14 protein-coding genes are annotated in these 16,178 nt (G+C 40.6%); all 14 read left to right on the top strand.

Annotated elements, in window-relative coordinates; genetic code table 11:
* Nucleotides 1–220 precede the first annotated feature (220 nt).
* Nucleotides 221–520, top strand: a complete 300-nt coding sequence (locus tag Q5866_RS13735) for a helix-turn-helix domain-containing protein (protein ID WP_227217793.1) — start codon at nt 221–223, stop codon at nt 518–520.
* Nucleotides 517–1,773: a type II toxin-antitoxin system HipA family toxin gene (locus Q5866_RS13730; protein ID WP_303180808.1), complete on the top strand. Its 1,257-nt coding sequence runs from the start codon at nt 517–519 to the stop codon at nt 1,771–1,773. The genes Q5866_RS13735 and Q5866_RS13730 overlap by 4 nt, the downstream gene beginning before the upstream one ends.
* A gap of 154 nt (nt 1,774–1,927) precedes the next feature.
* Nucleotides 1,928–3,067 carry a FecR family protein gene (locus Q5866_RS13725; RefSeq protein ID WP_303180807.1) on the top strand — a complete coding sequence of 380 codons (1,140 nt, stop codon included), beginning with the start codon at nt 1,928–1,930 and terminating at the stop codon, nt 3,065–3,067.
* A gap of 247 nt (nt 3,068–3,314) precedes the next feature.
* The gene (locus tag Q5866_RS13720; protein WP_303180806.1) at nt 3,315–6,782 is read left to right on the top strand and encodes a TonB-dependent receptor; all 3,468 of its coding nucleotides are present in this window, start codon (nt 3,315–3,317) and stop codon (nt 6,780–6,782) included.
* Nucleotides 6,783–6,795: 13 nt separating this feature from the next.
* Nucleotides 6,796–8,760: a RagB/SusD family nutrient uptake outer membrane protein gene (locus Q5866_RS13715; RefSeq protein WP_303180805.1), complete on the top strand. Its 1,965-nt coding sequence runs from the start codon at nt 6,796–6,798 to the stop codon at nt 8,758–8,760.
* 60 nt (nt 8,761–8,820) lie between these two features.
* Nucleotides 8,821–10,206: a DUF4959 domain-containing protein gene (locus tag Q5866_RS13710; protein ID WP_303180803.1), complete on the top strand. Its 1,386-nt coding sequence runs from the start codon at nt 8,821–8,823 to the stop codon at nt 10,204–10,206.
* Between the two features lie 5 nt (nt 10,207–10,211).
* Complete coding sequence (locus tag Q5866_RS13705; protein WP_303180802.1) at nt 10,212–11,738, top strand: DUF4998 domain-containing protein; 1,527 nt, start codon at nt 10,212–10,214, stop codon at nt 11,736–11,738.
* A gap of 104 nt (nt 11,739–11,842) precedes the next feature.
* Nucleotides 11,843–12,514 carry a hypothetical protein gene (locus Q5866_RS13700; RefSeq protein WP_303180801.1) on the top strand — a complete coding sequence of 224 codons (672 nt, stop codon included), beginning with the start codon at nt 11,843–11,845 and terminating at the stop codon, nt 12,512–12,514.
* Between the two features lie 10 nt (nt 12,515–12,524).
* Nucleotides 12,525–13,295, top strand: coding sequence for a hypothetical protein (locus Q5866_RS13695; RefSeq protein WP_303180800.1), 771 nt, complete (start codon nt 12,525–12,527; stop codon nt 13,293–13,295).
* Nucleotides 13,296–13,330: 35 nt separating this feature from the next.
* Nucleotides 13,331–13,903, top strand: coding sequence for a hypothetical protein (locus Q5866_RS13690; RefSeq protein ID WP_303180799.1), 573 nt, complete (start codon nt 13,331–13,333; stop codon nt 13,901–13,903).
* A gap of 24 nt (nt 13,904–13,927) precedes the next feature.
* Nucleotides 13,928–14,635, top strand: coding sequence for a hypothetical protein (locus Q5866_RS13685; protein ID WP_303180797.1), 708 nt, complete (start codon nt 13,928–13,930; stop codon nt 14,633–14,635).
* A gap of 17 nt (nt 14,636–14,652) precedes the next feature.
* On the top strand, nt 14,653–15,255 hold the full coding sequence (locus tag Q5866_RS13680; protein WP_303180795.1) for a hypothetical protein: 603 nt from the start codon (nt 14,653–14,655) through the stop codon (nt 15,253–15,255).
* A 23-nt stretch (nt 15,256–15,278) separates the two neighbouring features.
* Entirely contained in the window at nt 15,279–15,911 is a 633-nt protein-coding gene (locus Q5866_RS13675) for a hypothetical protein (protein ID WP_303180793.1), read from the top strand.
* A 14-nt stretch (nt 15,912–15,925) separates the two neighbouring features.
* On the top strand, nt 15,926–16,178 hold a 253-nt coding region (locus Q5866_RS13670; protein ID WP_303180792.1), incomplete at its 3' end, for a DUF4369 domain-containing protein.

Genomic DNA, 16,178 nt, shown 5'->3' with positions numbered 1-16,178 from the left:
ATATTTGCATACAGAAACTCCGCCGAAAAAGTGTATATTTGTACGAAAACTCCGCCGAGTTTATGTACCAGTCTGATTACCGGAAAGAAAAATGGTTAGTTAATTTGCCTCTATATGCGGTAAGTGAACTTGTCAAGATAGAATAGAAATATCTATATTTTTGTCCGATATTTGCTATTAAATAAAGAAATATCTATATTTGTGGAAAGTTCGAGTTTTTATGGAGAAGGATATTTATGCATATAGTAATCGGGAGATAGCAGCTTCGCTAGGGCGAAGATTTCAGGAATACAGGAAGCGAATGGGATACACGCAGAAGGTTTTGGCTGAAAAGACCGGGATTAGCGTGTTTACGATCAGTTCTTTTGAAAAGGGTACGGGGGTGGGATTGTCACTGACAATATTTATCTCCATGATGCGTGCTATTGAACAGTTAGAGCAAATGGAGGCATTGTTGCCCGATTTGCCGGAGAGTCCGAAAGCACTTTTTGAAAGAGCACAAAAAAGGCATAAGCAATGAAAATGAATGTAGTCAAAGTGATACTCTGGGGACGTACCGTCGGGTATGTTTCGTGGGACAAAAAAAGTCGTCGTGCGTTTTTTCAGTATGATGACGCTTATGTTGCAGACGGTAGGGAGTTAGCTCCGCTGACCATGCCGTTAACAAGTGAACGTACTCGTCGTAATATGGTTTGGCCGGGAAATACAGATAAACTTTATCAGGGACTTCCACCTCTGTTGGCTGATGCTTTGCCTGACCATTGGGGAAATTCTATTTTTAAGGCATGGATGCGGGATAATGGCATTCGTAGTTCGGATGTGACACCCGTGGATCAGCTTTCTTTTATTGGTTCTCGTGCTATGGGGGCATTGGAATTTGAACCGGCGCAGGATTTGGGAAGTGATAAAGCTTTTGATGTAGATGTGCAAAAACTTTATGATTTTGCACGAGAAGTACTATCGTCAAGGGAAAAGATTACTTTGACATCAGAATGTTCTGTATTGTGGCAGGAGTTGGTAAAACTTGGAACCTCTCCCGGGGGAAAACGTCCTAAAGCAATCGTGGCGGTTAACCCACGGACAGCCGAGGTAAAATCAGGACAAACTGAAGTGCCGGAAGGTTTTATCCATTATATTCTTAAATATGATGACGGCTCTTCGTTTCCATTTGCTCGAATGGAATATGTTTATTACAGGATGGCTGTGATAGCGGGAATAGAGATGATGCCTTCTATGCTTCGACAATACGAGGGAGTAACGCATTTTCTCACGCAACGTTTCGATCGTGTGGGGAATGAACGTATTCATACCCAAACGTTGGCGGCAATGGCCCCGGGGGCTGATGATTATGATGATTTGTTCGAGGTGATTCGTCGATTACGGTTGCCTTATAAAGATAGTGAACAGCAATTCTTGCGTTTGGTTTTTAATGTTCTAGCCCGAAATGTCGATGATCACTCCAAAAATTTCTCGTTTTGTATGGATAATACCGGAACGTGGCGATTATCCCCGGCTTACGATCTTACCTTTGCGGTTGATACATCGGCTCCGGCGTATGTGAATAGGCATTCATTATTTGTTAATGGAAAGGATGACAAGATAACTATTGCGGACTTGTTGGAAGTAGCTGCCCGAAATGATATCCGAAACCCCAAAGAGTTGATAGAGAGAGTACGTGCCGTGATAGCTGATTTCCCGTCAATAGCTCGTGAAAACGAAATTCCAGACGAGATTATACAAGTACTCCGAAAAGAAATAGGGAATATCTATTAATCCGTTTTTTAATAATAGAAAAAATATTATCTAATTAACTTGTTTGTTATCAATCGTGTAAAGTAATTTTCAATTTTCAACTTTCAATTTTCAATTATTTTTTGTCCCCCATTTTTCCCTAACGTTGTCTTAATAATAAAGACAATGAAAAATCATGGAAATAGATAAAATCAGACGGGTAGTTTCGGGTAAGGCTTCCGAGGAAGAGCGGGAAGACGTGAGAGTCTGGATGGAAGGAGCGGAGGAAAGGAAACGGTTTCTGAAGGATGCGGAAGAGTATTACAGGGGTAAGGTGTTAGGAATCGGGGAGGAATCCCGACGAGTGGCGCGAATGTGGCAACGAGTGTCTCAGTCCCGGAAGAAGCGTCGGATGGTTGTTTTGCGACGTTGGATTTCTGTGGCTGCATGTGTGACAGCTGTTGCAGGATTGATATTGTGGTGGGAAACGCTAAAAGAGGAGAATGTGTTGAAGCGGGTACAACCTTTGGAGGTTGCTCATGCCAAGGGGGTGAAGTTAATTTTACCGGACGGCAGTTCTCACGAGTTGTCTTCATCTGAAACTATACAAGCAGATGTTCCCGGCTTCGAGGTGAAAGCGACAAGTTCAGTGCAGGGACAGAAACAATTTGTTGACACTTTATCGGAGCCCGTGGTGGAATACAATGAAATTATTGTGCCCCGTGGTGGGGAATACACCTTGACTCTTGTCGATGGGACAACCGTGATCTTGAATTCGGAAACTCGCATGCGATTCCCGAACACGTTTGTGGGAACGGAACGAAAAATATTTTTAAGCGGAGAGGCCTATTTCGATGTTGCCCGGGATGAAAACCGCCCTTTCCTCGTGGAATTTCAAGGGGGAAAAGTGAAGGTGTTGGGAACTCGGTTTAACGTGCAAGCGTACTTGGGACAAAATACTTTTGCTACCTTGGTTTCGGGGAAAGTGGAGATTTCTTCCGGTCGGGATTCTGTGGTTTTGCATCCCGGTGAACTATGCGAGATTTCTTCCGTGGATCGCATGCTTTCCGTGCGTGAGGCGGATATGATGTCCGTGTTGGCATGGAAAAACGGGGAGTTTGTTTTCAAGGATGCTTCCCTAGAGCAAATCGTGAGAGCATTATCCCGCTGGTACGATACTGAGATCGAGTACGATGCTTTGGAATTGCAGGATATGAAATTTCATATTTATATGGATCGGGCTAAAACTTTGGAAGAAGCTTTACAAGTAATTTCCAGAATGGGGGAGGTAACTTATGAAATAGTTGGGGGAAAAGTAATCATTAAAAAGCAGTAAAAGACAACGAGAGATGTTGGTCCACCTCTCGTGTAAAAGTCTCTGTATATTTCAACAGTCACATTAATAACACAAAACTATGAAAAAAAATCGACAAAAAGTAATTCGGGATCCTTAGAAAAAAGTTTTTAGTATAAAAAACAATTCAATTACAATGATTAACAGCGATTGTGGCGAAGGAGACGTTGGTCCGTTTTTTTCGCTTGGGATATCGCATTTTATAAATGTCACATTAATATTAATTTTTATGAGAGAAAATCGACGAAAAATTTGGGGACTTGTTCCCCGTTGGGAGGAGAAGATATTGAAATGGGGGCTTTGCCTATTGATATGTTGCTCCTCTGTTTACGTGTCGCAGGCTCAAACGGAACCCCGGGTGAACTTGGAGCTCGTGAATGTTTCATTGGTTAAAGCAATTGAAGAACTGCGGGTACAGACGAAGTACAATTTTCTTTTTAACTCCGATGAGTTGCGTAATTTTAATTCCGTGACCATTCAGCTAAAGAATGTTCAGCTTAGACAGGCTTTGGATTCTTTATTGTCTCCGAGAGGGTTGGAATACGTTATCGAGAAAGAAACTGTTATTATTAAAAAGAAAGAAGTTAAGCAGGCAGCAGTGCTTTCCGTAAATGGTAGGGTATTTGACGAGAAAGGTAACCCTCTCCCCGGGGCAACTATTGTTCTTCACGGGTCAACGCATGGTGTGGTTTCTGATGCTGACGGACGTTTCACGATAGCAGCCGGGCCCAGAGATATTTTGCAAGTTTCTTTTATCGGGTATAAAACGGAAACCATTGAAATCAAGGGAAAAACGCGAGTTAATATATCCTTGAATCCCACGGAAGAAAACTTGGAAGAGGTAACAGTTGTGGCTTTCGGTACGCAGAAGAAAGAGAGCGTGGTAGGTTCTATCACGACGGTTCGTCCCATGGATTTGAAGACATCCAGTAGTGACCTTACCGCTGGAATGGTAGGAAAGATTGCGGGTATTATCGGCTGGAAAACAAGTGGGCTACCAGCGGCATTGACGGAGGATGAGATGAATACAAAATTTTACATCCGCGGTATCACCTCTTTTAATTCTAACGCAAATACGGATCCATTGATTTTGTTGGACGGAGTGGAAAGTTCCAAATTGGATTTGGCTCGCATTGCCCCAGAAGATATCGAAAGTTTTAGTGTGATGAAAGATGCTTCAGCTACAGCCATGTATGGTGCTCGCGGGGCGAATGGGGTTATTTTGGTAACAACTAAGAAAGGTGAAGAGGGGGACGTGTACACGACAGCCCGTTACGAGATGGTAGTTAGTGAACCTACAAAAGAGATCGATGTGGTAAATCCTATTGATTACATGAAGTATTACAATCAGGCTATCATGAATCGTTCCAATTCCGGGACTCCTAAATATAGCGTGGAGCGTATCAACCGGACGGCTTCTGGGAAGTATCCCTCGTGGGTATATCCTGCAAATGATTGGTACGATGTGTTGTTCAAGAACAGGAATATCAATCATCATGCGGGACTTACTATTCGCGGCGGTTCGAAAGTTGTCCAATATTACTCTTCCGTTAACTACAATCGCGACCAAGGTTTGTTGAAGACGGATCGTTTGAACCAGTTTGACTGCAACATCACGAACAATCAATTCACGTTCCGCACGAATTTGAATATAAATTTGCATGCCGGGATCAAACTTCTGGTTAATGCCTCGGCTACATTAGATCGGTATCATGGACCCATGGTAGATACAAAAACGGCCTATTCTCTTGCCTTTAACGCTTCGCCGGTGGATTTTGCCCCAACTTATCCGGCAGACGATAAATATAATTGGCCTCACATCCGATTCGGTACAACATCGGCTGGTACTGATGGTTATCAGACGAATTTAAACCCCTATGCTTTGGTGCAACAAGGATACGTTGAACGAACCCGTTATTCTACGATTAATAAAGTGGAGTATATTCAAAATTTATCCGCATTGCTCAAGGGGTTGGAGTTGAGGCTGAGCGCATCTCTGGTACAAAGTGGATTGTATGATCAAGGTTTTTCAACAAGACCTTATTACTATTACATGAGTGATTATAATCAAGAGACCGGCAAGCACGTTTTGGTACCCAATCCCAACGATGGAAATATGCGAAGCAAGAGAACCCTAGATGTGGGGTCCAAAAACTCTACAACTGATACGCGGATAACTTACGAGGGACGCCTTTATCATAGTGCTGCATGGGGAGACCACCAAACTTCATTGACCGGGGTATTTCAAATGTACGAACGTACGTTCAATCCGATAGAGGCCGTGTTGGAAGGGCAACCCCAGCGTAACTTGAATTATTCATTCCGTGCTTCTTATGGATATAAAGACCGTTATTTTATCGAAGCCAGCGGGGCGTACAATGGATCGGAACGTTTTGCGGAGAACAATCGCATGGGCTTCTTCCCTTCTTTCGGGGGAGCTTGGGTGGTTTCCAGTGAAGATTGGATGCGCCCTCTTTCTAAAATATTACCTTACCTGAAATTTCGCCTTTCGTATGGTAGGGTCGGTAACGATGGAGTCATATCTACTCCCCGTTATGTGTATATACCTAAAATAGGAAAAACGCAATTACAAACATCCGGAGATTGGATACGAAATCCACAGCAAGCTTTTTATCGTAAAATAGTAGAAGCTTATCCTAACGAGAATATCAAATGGGAAATAGCCGAAACGACCAATTTTGGTATCGAAACACAGTTTTTCAATGGTATCGTGGAATTGCAGGCAGATATATATCAGGAAATACGGCACAACATCATATCGCAACGTACGATTATCCCCGCACATATGGGTATCGAGGTCCCTCCTTTGGACAATGTTGGTAAAACTCGTTCCCGCGGAGTAGATCTTTCCGGGAAGATTCAACATTCATTCAACAACGATCTTTGGTTTATCTTGAACGGTACGTTGACTTACAATAAAGTTACTTATAAGGCGATTGAGGAGGCCGGAGACAAACCGGAATGGCAACGTAAACCCGGTAAGGATATCAGTCAGGCAATGGGATACATTGCCGAGGGACTTTTCAGGGATCAAGCCGAGATCAATAATTCCCCGCGGCAGGATGGCGATGTGATGCCGGGGGATATCAAATACCGCGATATTAACGGGGATAACGTGATTGACGTGAACGATGCCGTGTTTATCGGTTATCCCGAAAATCCCCGGTTGGTATACGGTTTCAGCGGTTTCTTGAATTATAAAAACGTGGAATTCAGTTTTTCATTCCAAGGCTCGGGGAAACGTACGTTTTTCATGGATCCCGTGGCACTGAGTCCCTTTGTCAATAACCATGCCATGTTAAAGGCCATTGCCGACGATCACTGGTCGGAGGACAACATGCGTAAAAAAACATTCTGGCCGAGACTTTCTCCTAATTCAATAGCGGAGCACAATCCCATGGAAAATTGGTATGACCAAGAGAATGCCGAAGTACGAAAGAGCACTTATTTCATGCGTGAATGTCGTTTTCTGCGTTGCACGGCGATATCTTTGGCTTACAATTTACCCCGGAAATGGTTGGACGCGTTAAAATTACATACGGCAAAACTGACGTTTAGCACGAATAACCCCTTCTGTATTACCGATTTCAAGGTTTGGGACGTGGAATTGGGTGAAAACGGGTTTAATTATCCTATTCAAAGGACTTATTCCGTGGGATTGAATGTTAGTTTCTAAATCTAAAACAAGTATGATAAAGAAATATTTATTACATGGCTTATTATTCGTTACATCGGTTTTTCTTGCTGGGTGTGAGGGATATCTAGATGTCGTTCCGGAAAATGACATTGAAACGATTGAGACCAATTTCGAGAAAAGAGAAGATGCTTTAGAATGGCTCAAGACATGTTATGCCGCATTGGAGGCTGATGTGGCAAGCAGACGTAATAATCCGGCTTTTTTCGGTGCGGATGAATTTTGTGGCGGTGATAATGCCCGCAACGCAACATTTACTTATGGCTATGCGGATATGTTGAAAATAGGTGACGGTTTGCAGATGGCACAATCTCCTTACGGTAACGTTTGGCACAGATCGGGACATTACGCGGCCATTCGTTATTGTAATATCTTTTTGGAAAACATCGATCATGTTTATAATATGACAGATGAAGAAAAGAAGATTTGGTCGGCAGAAGTGAAAGCGGTGAAAGCTTTCTATTATTTCGATTTATTGCGTCGTTACGGTCCGATTATCCTTATTGATGAGAATATTCTTCCGAATGCAAGTATCGAAACGATGAAAAAGACACGGCGTCCGATAGATGAATGCGTGGAAGCTATCGTGAAATTGTGTGATGAAGTTATACCGGTTTTACCGCAAATGAACCAGAAAGAGGACGAACATGTTCTGTTTTTCAATCGGGAAGCCGCGGCGACCTTGAAAGCTTTGACATTGTTGTATGCCGCTTCTCCTTTGTTCAATGGTAACGTGTCGATGAAAAACTTCAAGAATAAAGCCGATGAACAGTTATTCCCCGATTATGACAAGGAAAAATGGCGAAGAGCGGCTCTAGCTTGTGATTCGGCGATTATGTTTTGCGATATGGCTGGTAAAAATTTAGTATCCGGAAGCGGAGATCGTCCATCCCCGTTATTAAACACGATGAAAAATATTGAACGTACGTGGATCGGGGATGGATATGATTGTAAGGAAGCGATATATATGGTAAATACACAGAATTCTGATATGCAATATCCTTTTTATGGTTATTTTGCTTCAGATGCCCAATATACCGAATACTACTGTTGGAATAGTTACGGATGTTTGGGAGCACCGATGAAAATGGTCGAGATGTTTTACACGGATCATGGACTACCCATCGACGAGGATAGCCAATGGTTGGCCTCTCAATATGCTTTCACGAAAGAGGTGGATGAAAAATATCGGAATGTTCTTCCTCTAGATGAAGAGGTTTTAAGTTTGCACCGTCATCGTGAACCGCGATTCTATGCTATGATTGCGGGTGATCGTATGTTATGGTACCGGAAAGTCGCTTCATACGGTTCAGCTCAATATAAAGCTTTACCCATGAAAAATCGACAAGGGGAAGAAACCGGTTCTAGGTTTAAGCGTTTGGATGAGACAAGCGCACAAAATGTTACCGGTTACTGGATAAAAAAATGGATTAGTTCCGAGATTCAAACCAGTACATATATAAATAATATGTCTAGTGTTGTGGCTCCTGCATATATATTTCGTTTGGCAGAACTTTATTTGGCCGCCGCAGAAGCATGGAACGAATGCGACGGACCGAGCGAAAAGGTATATAATTATTTGGATGAAGTGCGCGAACGGGCTGGTATACCCAAGGTACGCGATGCTTGGAATACTTATGCGAAAAACCCGGACAAAGTGGGCACGCAAGCGGGATTACGCGATATCATCCAACAAGAATGGAATATCGAATTCGCTTTTGAAGGTCGTCGTTATTGGAACGTGCGCCGTTGGATGACAGCAGAGAAGGAATTGAATGTTCCGCAGTACGGATGGAATGTACTTTCCCCTACCCGAGAAGGTTTTTATTGTCAAACTCAGGGGGGGCAACCTATCGTCGTGTGGAAGAAACGCAAGTTTGAAGTTCCGAAAGATTATTTTACCCCTATACGGGCAGAAGAGATTTTGGTATCCGGTATTGTACAAAATCCCGGGTGGTGATAAAATAATTGTGAATTTACAATTTTAAATTGTAGATTAATGATGTAAAATTAATTGACTATGAAGAATTTATTATTCATTTCGTTACTAATATTGGGACTTTTGGGCTGTAATGACGATGAGTCCGGAATAGTGCATGTCGATTTGCAGCCGTCAGAGGCATTTTCGTTCACACCCGTGCCGGGAGGTGCCGTGATGCGCTATAAACTTCCGGCTGATCCTGAAATCGTCGGTTTAGAAGTACGCTACAACGATGCTTGGGGACAGGAGATGCTCCGGGTTGGCGGGACAACTTGCGATTCGTTGCAGTTGGTCGGTTTCAACGAGAAAAAGGAGAACGTTTCGGCACAAGTCAACCTGTGCTTTTATAATGATCGAAAATCTCAATCTTTTGACGTGACTTTTTCCACGGAAGATTCTGCTCCCGTGACTTTTTTGAAAAGTGCTGAAATTTTTGCAAATTGGGAAGGTTTTTCTTTACGGTTTAATAACCCGGCAAATGCAACGGGTATGGCTCATGTATTTTACCTTGGGATCGATCCGCAAAGTCAATTGCCGGATACTATATTAGTTAGCAGCTTCTTGTTGGAAGAAACGGATGGAAATGAGATCATTAATTACAAGATGCAACAAGACATCAAGGATCCTACCATCGTTGTCCGTGCGGAGGATTTCAGGGGTTATATCGTGGATGAAAAAGTATGGCCGAACGTGAAATCCCTTGTGTCGGGCAAACTGAATCCGGATAATTTCACGTTTTTCTGTGATCGAGTGATTGTACACGAAAAGCACAAGCTGGGGTCAGAATATTTGTTTGATGGAGATAAGAAGGGGGAAATTCTCGCTTTGGAGGAGAACCGAGGCAAAGCCTGTTCGTTCATAGCCGGTCCTAATTCTGCGGGAGAAGATGCGGTACCCATGTATATGGATTTGAAGCAAAATCGCGTATTAAGTAGTGTGCGATTATATGCTGTATATCATAGCGAATACTTGGGGAGACGTGGTTATTGGGAGGATTCTAGTACAGAGGGGGGAATGAATCTTTGTTATGGAGACAATGGCAATGAATTGCCATGCGAGGTAACTATCTACGGATTGAAAGATGATGGACAAGTTGCATCCACATTCGAGACAATAGATTGTAAAGAGGGTTGGGTAAAATTAGGCTCGTTCAAAGAGGACAAGAATCTTCCGGAGAAAGAGAGATGGACTTATCCCGCTAGAGATATTTATCCACCTCGTACGATACAGCAGGTACAAGCTTCACCCGAGGTATTTATGGAAGTGATCATTCCTGCCATAGAACAGGGGGATGGATATAGATACGTGAAAATGGTGATTGATGAGGTGTTTAAATATCCGTATTCCGGGGGGAATATAAATAATCACAATCCTTATAATTATGTGCAATTTCATGAGTTGGAAATTTACACGGAAAAAGAATAATAGTTATGAGAATGAATAAATATATCAAGATATTGCTCTGCGTGTCGGCATTTGCTGTAGCATGCGATAACGAAAGTTTGGAAGATACCTATAAGGAATACGCGGGCGAAGGAGAGATCCGTTATCTGGGGAAATGTACCGATCCGTTGGTTACCCCGGGGTGGAAACGCATCATTGTGACTTGGCAAAATAATACGGATCCTTGTATTGAAAAAGTTAAGGTGAAATGGGCATTGGACGAGGTGAAAGATTCCGTTTTTTTGGAGCGTGGAGTAGCGGAGTATAATATCAAGCAATTGAATGGCGAAGAATTGGAGGATGGGAACTACGAAATTGCCATTAGCAGCGTGGCTGCCGATGGTAAAACTTCTATTCCTGTTATTGTCTATGGGCGTCCTTACACGTACGATCATGAAGATATTAGATCTTTTAACAGGATTATTTCCAAGATCTATATTATTCGCGATCGTTTAGTTCTTTCTTTCTTAGGCTGGCAAGACAATATGCGGTCAGCCTCGTTGAAATACACGAAGAAAGACGGTTCGGCCGGAAATCTGGTATTGAATAAAGAATTGGTTGATAAGCTTTTCCATTTGCTCCCGGACGAGATCGATGCTAATGAACCCTTGACATTGTATCGTAATGGAGAACTGATCGGCTGTCAGGATGTGATTGATTTTGAGCCTTACGTTTTCTCTACGGTGAAGACATTTGAGGCTGATTTTAAACGAGAATTAAAACGTCAATTCGGTTTCGAAGAGATCCCCGTTGAATGGATAGAGCAACGGGAAACGTTGTACTTGGATTGGAGTTTGACTTCATTTATCGATCTATTGAATTTCCCCAACCTCAATAAGGTTGTCTTGGGCGAAAGGCGGTATTTCAGTTCCGCGGAGGCCGCTGTCGATACCGTTTACGGGCAAAGTGCTATTAGCGAAAAAGCTGCTTCTAATTTTGCTTTAAAAGTGTTGAAGGAATTGAACGGGTTGACCGTAGAACGGTATAACAAGCATTTCCAAGGACTTGATGATAACTTACTGGTGGAGAAAGGAGTGACTGAAATTCCAGTAAGAAATATGATTGATTTAAGTGATGCAAAAGTCGACATGTATCCTGCAGATGATGAAAATATTCCCTCTCGTTTGGAAAACCTGATCGACGGGAATTATAACACGAATTGGAATCCTATGTACACGTCAAGTTATCTTACTTATGAATTGACTTTTGATTTGAAAGAGAGCAAGCGGATCAATGGTCTTCGTTTCGTGCAGGCGAATTATAGCGATAATGAAGATGCGATTTCTCTAGCACCGGAGATGATTAAAATTTACGTGTCAAATGACCAGATGAGCTGGAAGATTGCTACTTATCTGGAGGAGTCCACGATCGGTAAGACGAAAGGTGAAATCAATGATGTTGATTTCACGGATGAAGTAAAAAATGGTTCATACCGGTACGTGCAAGTGCGTATCAACGCCGGTACTTTCGGTCAGTATTTCGCCTCGAGAGTCGCTGAAATCGGTTTGTATTAGAGTTAATTCCACGTTTTGAATTCATGAAGATATGTCAAAAGCCTTTTGGGCTTTTGACAGAATCTTCTCTTCTACCTAATGTTTGATATTTAAACGATGAAACTATGAGAAAACTCACCTTATTATTAAGCTTTTGTTTTTGTGTCGTTGGAGCTTATGCGCAAGAATCGGAACAAGATAAGAAATGCGTGATAGAGATGAAAAACCTTTATCGAAAATCGATTCATTCCAAGTATCAAGATACTGTTACCTTGTATCCTTTAGAAGTATATATTGATGGGATGTTTGAATTTAAGGATTGTAAGCCGGAGCTTTATAAAGAATCTTGTGGAGGTTTTGTTGTGATTTGTGATACGTGTCGTAGTGGTGAAGATATTTTCAGAATGTACGCTACTCAAGGGAAAACAGCAGAAGAACAAAGCCAAGAATTTGAGCAAAAGACAGAAACATGGGCGGCCCAATGGGTAAAGCAATTTGTTCCGAATGAGGTAGTGAATATGGTTAAAAAATTCATGCAAAAAAAGCATGCGGAATACTACGATTCATTTTTTGTTACCTGTCACGCAAATGCAGAAGGTGATATTGTGAGTGTTCGTTTTATGATTACGACTGAAATATACGAGCAATTGACGGTTCGGCAGGTGAAGAACCTTTATCAGAACGTGAAGAAAGAGAAAATACCGTTCTTGACGGAATATTTCCCTTTAGAAAAACCGGATACGACTGTTTCTATTGAATTTAATATTTGTGATTTAATTCAAAAAGGATTAATTTGAATTTTGAACCATGAAAAAAATATTGATGTTGTGTATAGGAATTGTGGTATTGTGGGGATGTCAGAAAGAACACGAATTATTTTTGCACGAGGAATCGGAATTTATCGGATCGAGGGCTCCCGGAGATTACGTGTTTAGTCAATTCTATATCCCTTATAGTGGATCTATATTCCCGTGGGAAAACAAACGAGCCCTTACAACAGAAGAAATGAATCATTTAGCACATTCTTTTAATATTTATCTACCAGCTTCTTCTCCGGTATGGTATAAAATCTGGGATGAATTTAGACTAAGACAAGTAAAGGTCATGATTGGAATCGATAAAACATTAGATAAAAATTCTGGAGCATACTATCGGCAAGGTACGATTTTTTTCAACGAAGATTATATAAAGAGAGAATTATTTTATTTTCAACATGAATTGTTACATGTCGTGCAGCAGTTTGTGTTGGGGTATGATATGGATTCAGAAGTTGGAATGCGGAATCACGAGTATGAGGTTGCTATTGTTTTGGATATATTGAACGTGTTTAGTAGAAAAAGTACGCTGGATGATCCGAGAGAATATTTCGGTAGACCTGCCGGAGAAGCTGGTGAAAATTATGATAAGTTTATGAAAGAAATAGTTAAATCATCCATAGAAGGGCGATTGATGGTGAATTCTGATACTTTCCAGTTTCATGCTTGGATTAATGAGTGGGGTGGGTATAGAGATTGTGATTATCAAGCTTCGTTAATGCCTCGTTTGGTTATGTGTATGATAAATATGCTGTTTGAATGATTGGAATTGAATTGTAATAATTAAATTATAGAGTCATGAAAAAGTTTATTTTACTGCTGGGCATTTGTTTTTGTGTCGTTGGCATTATTACAGCAAAAGCAGAGAATACGGATATGAATAAAGAAAACTTTCATTCATTCATTAACGAGCAGCAAGATAGCGTGAAAATGCCTGATGTGGAGAATGATGTATTTGTCATTTTAACATCTGACTCTATAGCAACATCAGAGGGAATCTATCGATATGAGAACACGGTTGACACGACAGGTGTAATTTCATCTCTTATACTCTATGAGGTAGAGTCAAAATCTAAAGGAATAAGTTTTTGCTTTTCTCATTATCAATTAAAACAAGGTCATGCAGACGAACAAATGAAGATAATATTCCGTGATGACATGAAAATAGTAACGTTATCGAGAAAATTCTTATCTCAAATTAAGCCTATTGATTTAGACGAAAAGTTTCCTCGTATGCGACAAGAAGACGAGAAAGAATTTCTTGATAAATATTCAAAAAAACGAATATGGATAATTGACAGAAGGTATATGACAGACACTTTGGTAACATTAGTTCCCATGAGTATAGCTAGGGTGTCTGTGTTTTACTGAATGGCAATTTAATACTAATGAACGATGAAAAAGCCTCTGCTATTAGGAATAAGTTTGCCTGTCATTTTTTTTCTTGGTTGTCAAGAATCTCTATTAGAAGAGCCCTTTATGGATATTGAAGGTGAGGAGATTGCTGCACTTCACGAGGCAGATGGCAGAATAGCCCGAATTATTGCTTCTGGTTCCTCGCTAAATGATGGACAACGTTTCCTTTTATTACAAAGTTTGTACTACTTGGAAGCGAGATACCCCGAGTTGGAAAAAGTTATCGAGTATATCATGGGGATGCGGGGTCCCATCATGTTTAAAATGGACTCGAGTATTGTTGGCGATGCATCATATGATTCTTATACGATTTCTTTCAAGTATGAATATTGTATCGAACCGGAAAGGCTTCTGGAGGAAATCTTGCATGCCGCTCAAGATATACTTTACGGTTATTCCGCTATGCAAAAAGCACGTAAAAACGTGGAGTTCGAGGTTCGGGTTTTTCGGGATATTTTGGAATATAGAGCTTGTGAGCAGAACCATGAAATGTATAAATTTCGTCCACGTGCCAGTCATTTAGATTCATATAATGCATGGTTATTTTGTCTTAGTATGAGGAATTTACAAAATAAAGCTCTAGAATCATTTAATGAGTGGGTTCAAGGGTGGGATAATTCAGAATATCTGTATACGAGTTTTGATCTTTTGTTTTATCCTCAATTGATACCATTGTTTAGTTTCTGATTTTAAATATTCGAGTTATGAAAAGGATAATTTTATTCGTTGTTTTTTTAGTTTCTTTTTTTTACGTACAAGCCCAAGAGTTTGATCTATGTAAATATGTACATTACCGTAATGCGGATAGTATGATGTTTGTCATTACAGATTCGAAAATTAACAAAGATACCAATCTTTTTAATCGTTTCACTCGGATCTGTGGACCAATGGATAGAGTTCCTGATTTTAAAAAAAACAGGGAGGAATGGATAATTGATATCAAGGGTAAGATACTCTCGGAAGAACTTGAAAGAATCTTACAGGATTCGGTTATTTGGGCAAAAATATTTTTAATTGGAGTCCATTTTGATCATGAAGGAAATATGTTGACGGTGTCTTTCGTGATTGATAAAGTCATTTATGAGCTTTTGCCTGAAAATTGGTTGAAAGATATTTTTAACCGATTGATGAAGGAGAAAATCAATGTTTCGGATTTTTATGATTTTGGTAGCTATCGAGAAAGGTCAGCGATGATAACGATTCCAGTTAACGATTTGGTTAATGGTCATATACGAGGCGAATTTGAATGTCACAATAGTGGTGGGGGAGGATTTGGTTTAATGCGTGAAAATAAACCGCAGGAATGATATTTATTTTTAGGTATTTAACTATGAAAAAGGTGATTTTATTTTTCAGTTTTTATTGTTTTATTTCTGTATTACATGCTCAAGAGTTTTGGATTACGCAGGGAGGGTATTATCTTACTCCTGATAATGTCCTTGTTTATATTTGGGACTTGAAGATAAAAAATGAACCGGAACAATTGTTGCGTTATATTCGATCTTTGCATGAATCAGATAAAACTTCAAACTTTTCAGAGAATCGGAAAAAATGGATTGAAAAAGTAAAAGATAAAATATCTACGAAAGAGATCGAAAGAAGATTGAAAGATTCAGTTTTGTTATCAAAAGATTTTTTTATAGAAGTTAGTTTTGATAAAGAAGGGAAGGTGTTTACAGTAGGTTTCACTATCTCAAAACCTATTTATGAGTTATTGCCTGAAAAATGGTTGAAGGAAACATTCAGTCGATTGATGAAAGAAAAAGTTAAGGCTTCAGATTTTTTTGATTTTAGTTCACGTCCTGAAAGAATTGGTCAAATAACATTTTCGGTTACAGACTTGATTACAGGTCGTTTCAGAGAGGAAAAAGAATATTATAAAGAGCAATACGAAAGAAAACCTAAAGATTCTTTTGCTTTCCCGTGGTTGGGAACTGGGGTAATTAAGAATATAAACGAATAACATTAATGAAGATCATGAAAAGAATAGGATTATCTATATTGCTGGTAGTTTGCACGTTCATGGCGAGCGTGGCACAAGAAGGTTTTAAAATCACGGGACGCTTGGGAGGAACTCTCGAGGGAAACCTCGTTTTGGCGGCAAGTGGATCGGAAGGGTTGGTTAAATTGGACGAGGCGGTGATGGTGAACGGTGATTTCGAGTTTGCAGGACGGGTTGACGGACTGGTTCTCGCCTATATATTGACGGCGGAGCAACAACCGGTAGCCA

This window comes from uncultured Butyricimonas sp., from assembly GCF_959596855.1.
In the GTDB taxonomy this organism is placed as follows: domain Bacteria; phylum Bacteroidota; class Bacteroidia; order Bacteroidales; family Marinifilaceae; genus Butyricimonas; species Butyricimonas muris.
Note: the sequence above shows the minus strand (reverse complement) of the source record. Positions and strands in the feature narration are given on the sequence as shown.

Coding starts and splice junctions, on each gene's coding strand:
- Q5866_RS13695 (WP_303180800.1), top strand. CDS start 12,525: ATGAAAAAAATATTGATGTTGTGTATAGGAATTGTGGTATTGTGGGGA.
- Q5866_RS13680 (WP_303180795.1), top strand. CDS start 14,653: ATGAAAAGGATAATTTTATTCGTTGTTTTTTTAGTTTCTTTTTTTTAC.
- Q5866_RS13705 (WP_303180802.1), top strand. CDS start 10,212: ATGAGAATGAATAAATATATCAAGATATTGCTCTGCGTGTCGGCATTT.
- Q5866_RS13685 (WP_303180797.1), top strand. CDS start 13,928: ATGAAAAAGCCTCTGCTATTAGGAATAAGTTTGCCTGTCATTTTTTTT.
- Q5866_RS13720 (WP_303180806.1), top strand. CDS start 3,315: ATGAGAGAAAATCGACGAAAAATTTGGGGACTTGTTCCCCGTTGGGAG.
- Q5866_RS13675 (WP_303180793.1), top strand. CDS start 15,279: ATGAAAAAGGTGATTTTATTTTTCAGTTTTTATTGTTTTATTTCTGTA.
- Q5866_RS13725 (WP_303180807.1), top strand. CDS start 1,928: ATGGAAATAGATAAAATCAGACGGGTAGTTTCGGGTAAGGCTTCCGAG.
- Q5866_RS13690 (WP_303180799.1), top strand. CDS start 13,331: ATGAAAAAGTTTATTTTACTGCTGGGCATTTGTTTTTGTGTCGTTGGC.
- Q5866_RS13710 (WP_303180803.1), top strand. CDS start 8,821: ATGAAGAATTTATTATTCATTTCGTTACTAATATTGGGACTTTTGGGC.
- Q5866_RS13735 (WP_227217793.1), top strand. CDS start 221: ATGGAGAAGGATATTTATGCATATAGTAATCGGGAGATAGCAGCTTCG.
- Q5866_RS13700 (WP_303180801.1), top strand. CDS start 11,843: ATGAGAAAACTCACCTTATTATTAAGCTTTTGTTTTTGTGTCGTTGGA.
- Q5866_RS13715 (WP_303180805.1), top strand. CDS start 6,796: ATGATAAAGAAATATTTATTACATGGCTTATTATTCGTTACATCGGTT.
- Q5866_RS13730 (WP_303180808.1), top strand. CDS start 517: ATGAAAATGAATGTAGTCAAAGTGATACTCTGGGGACGTACCGTCGGG.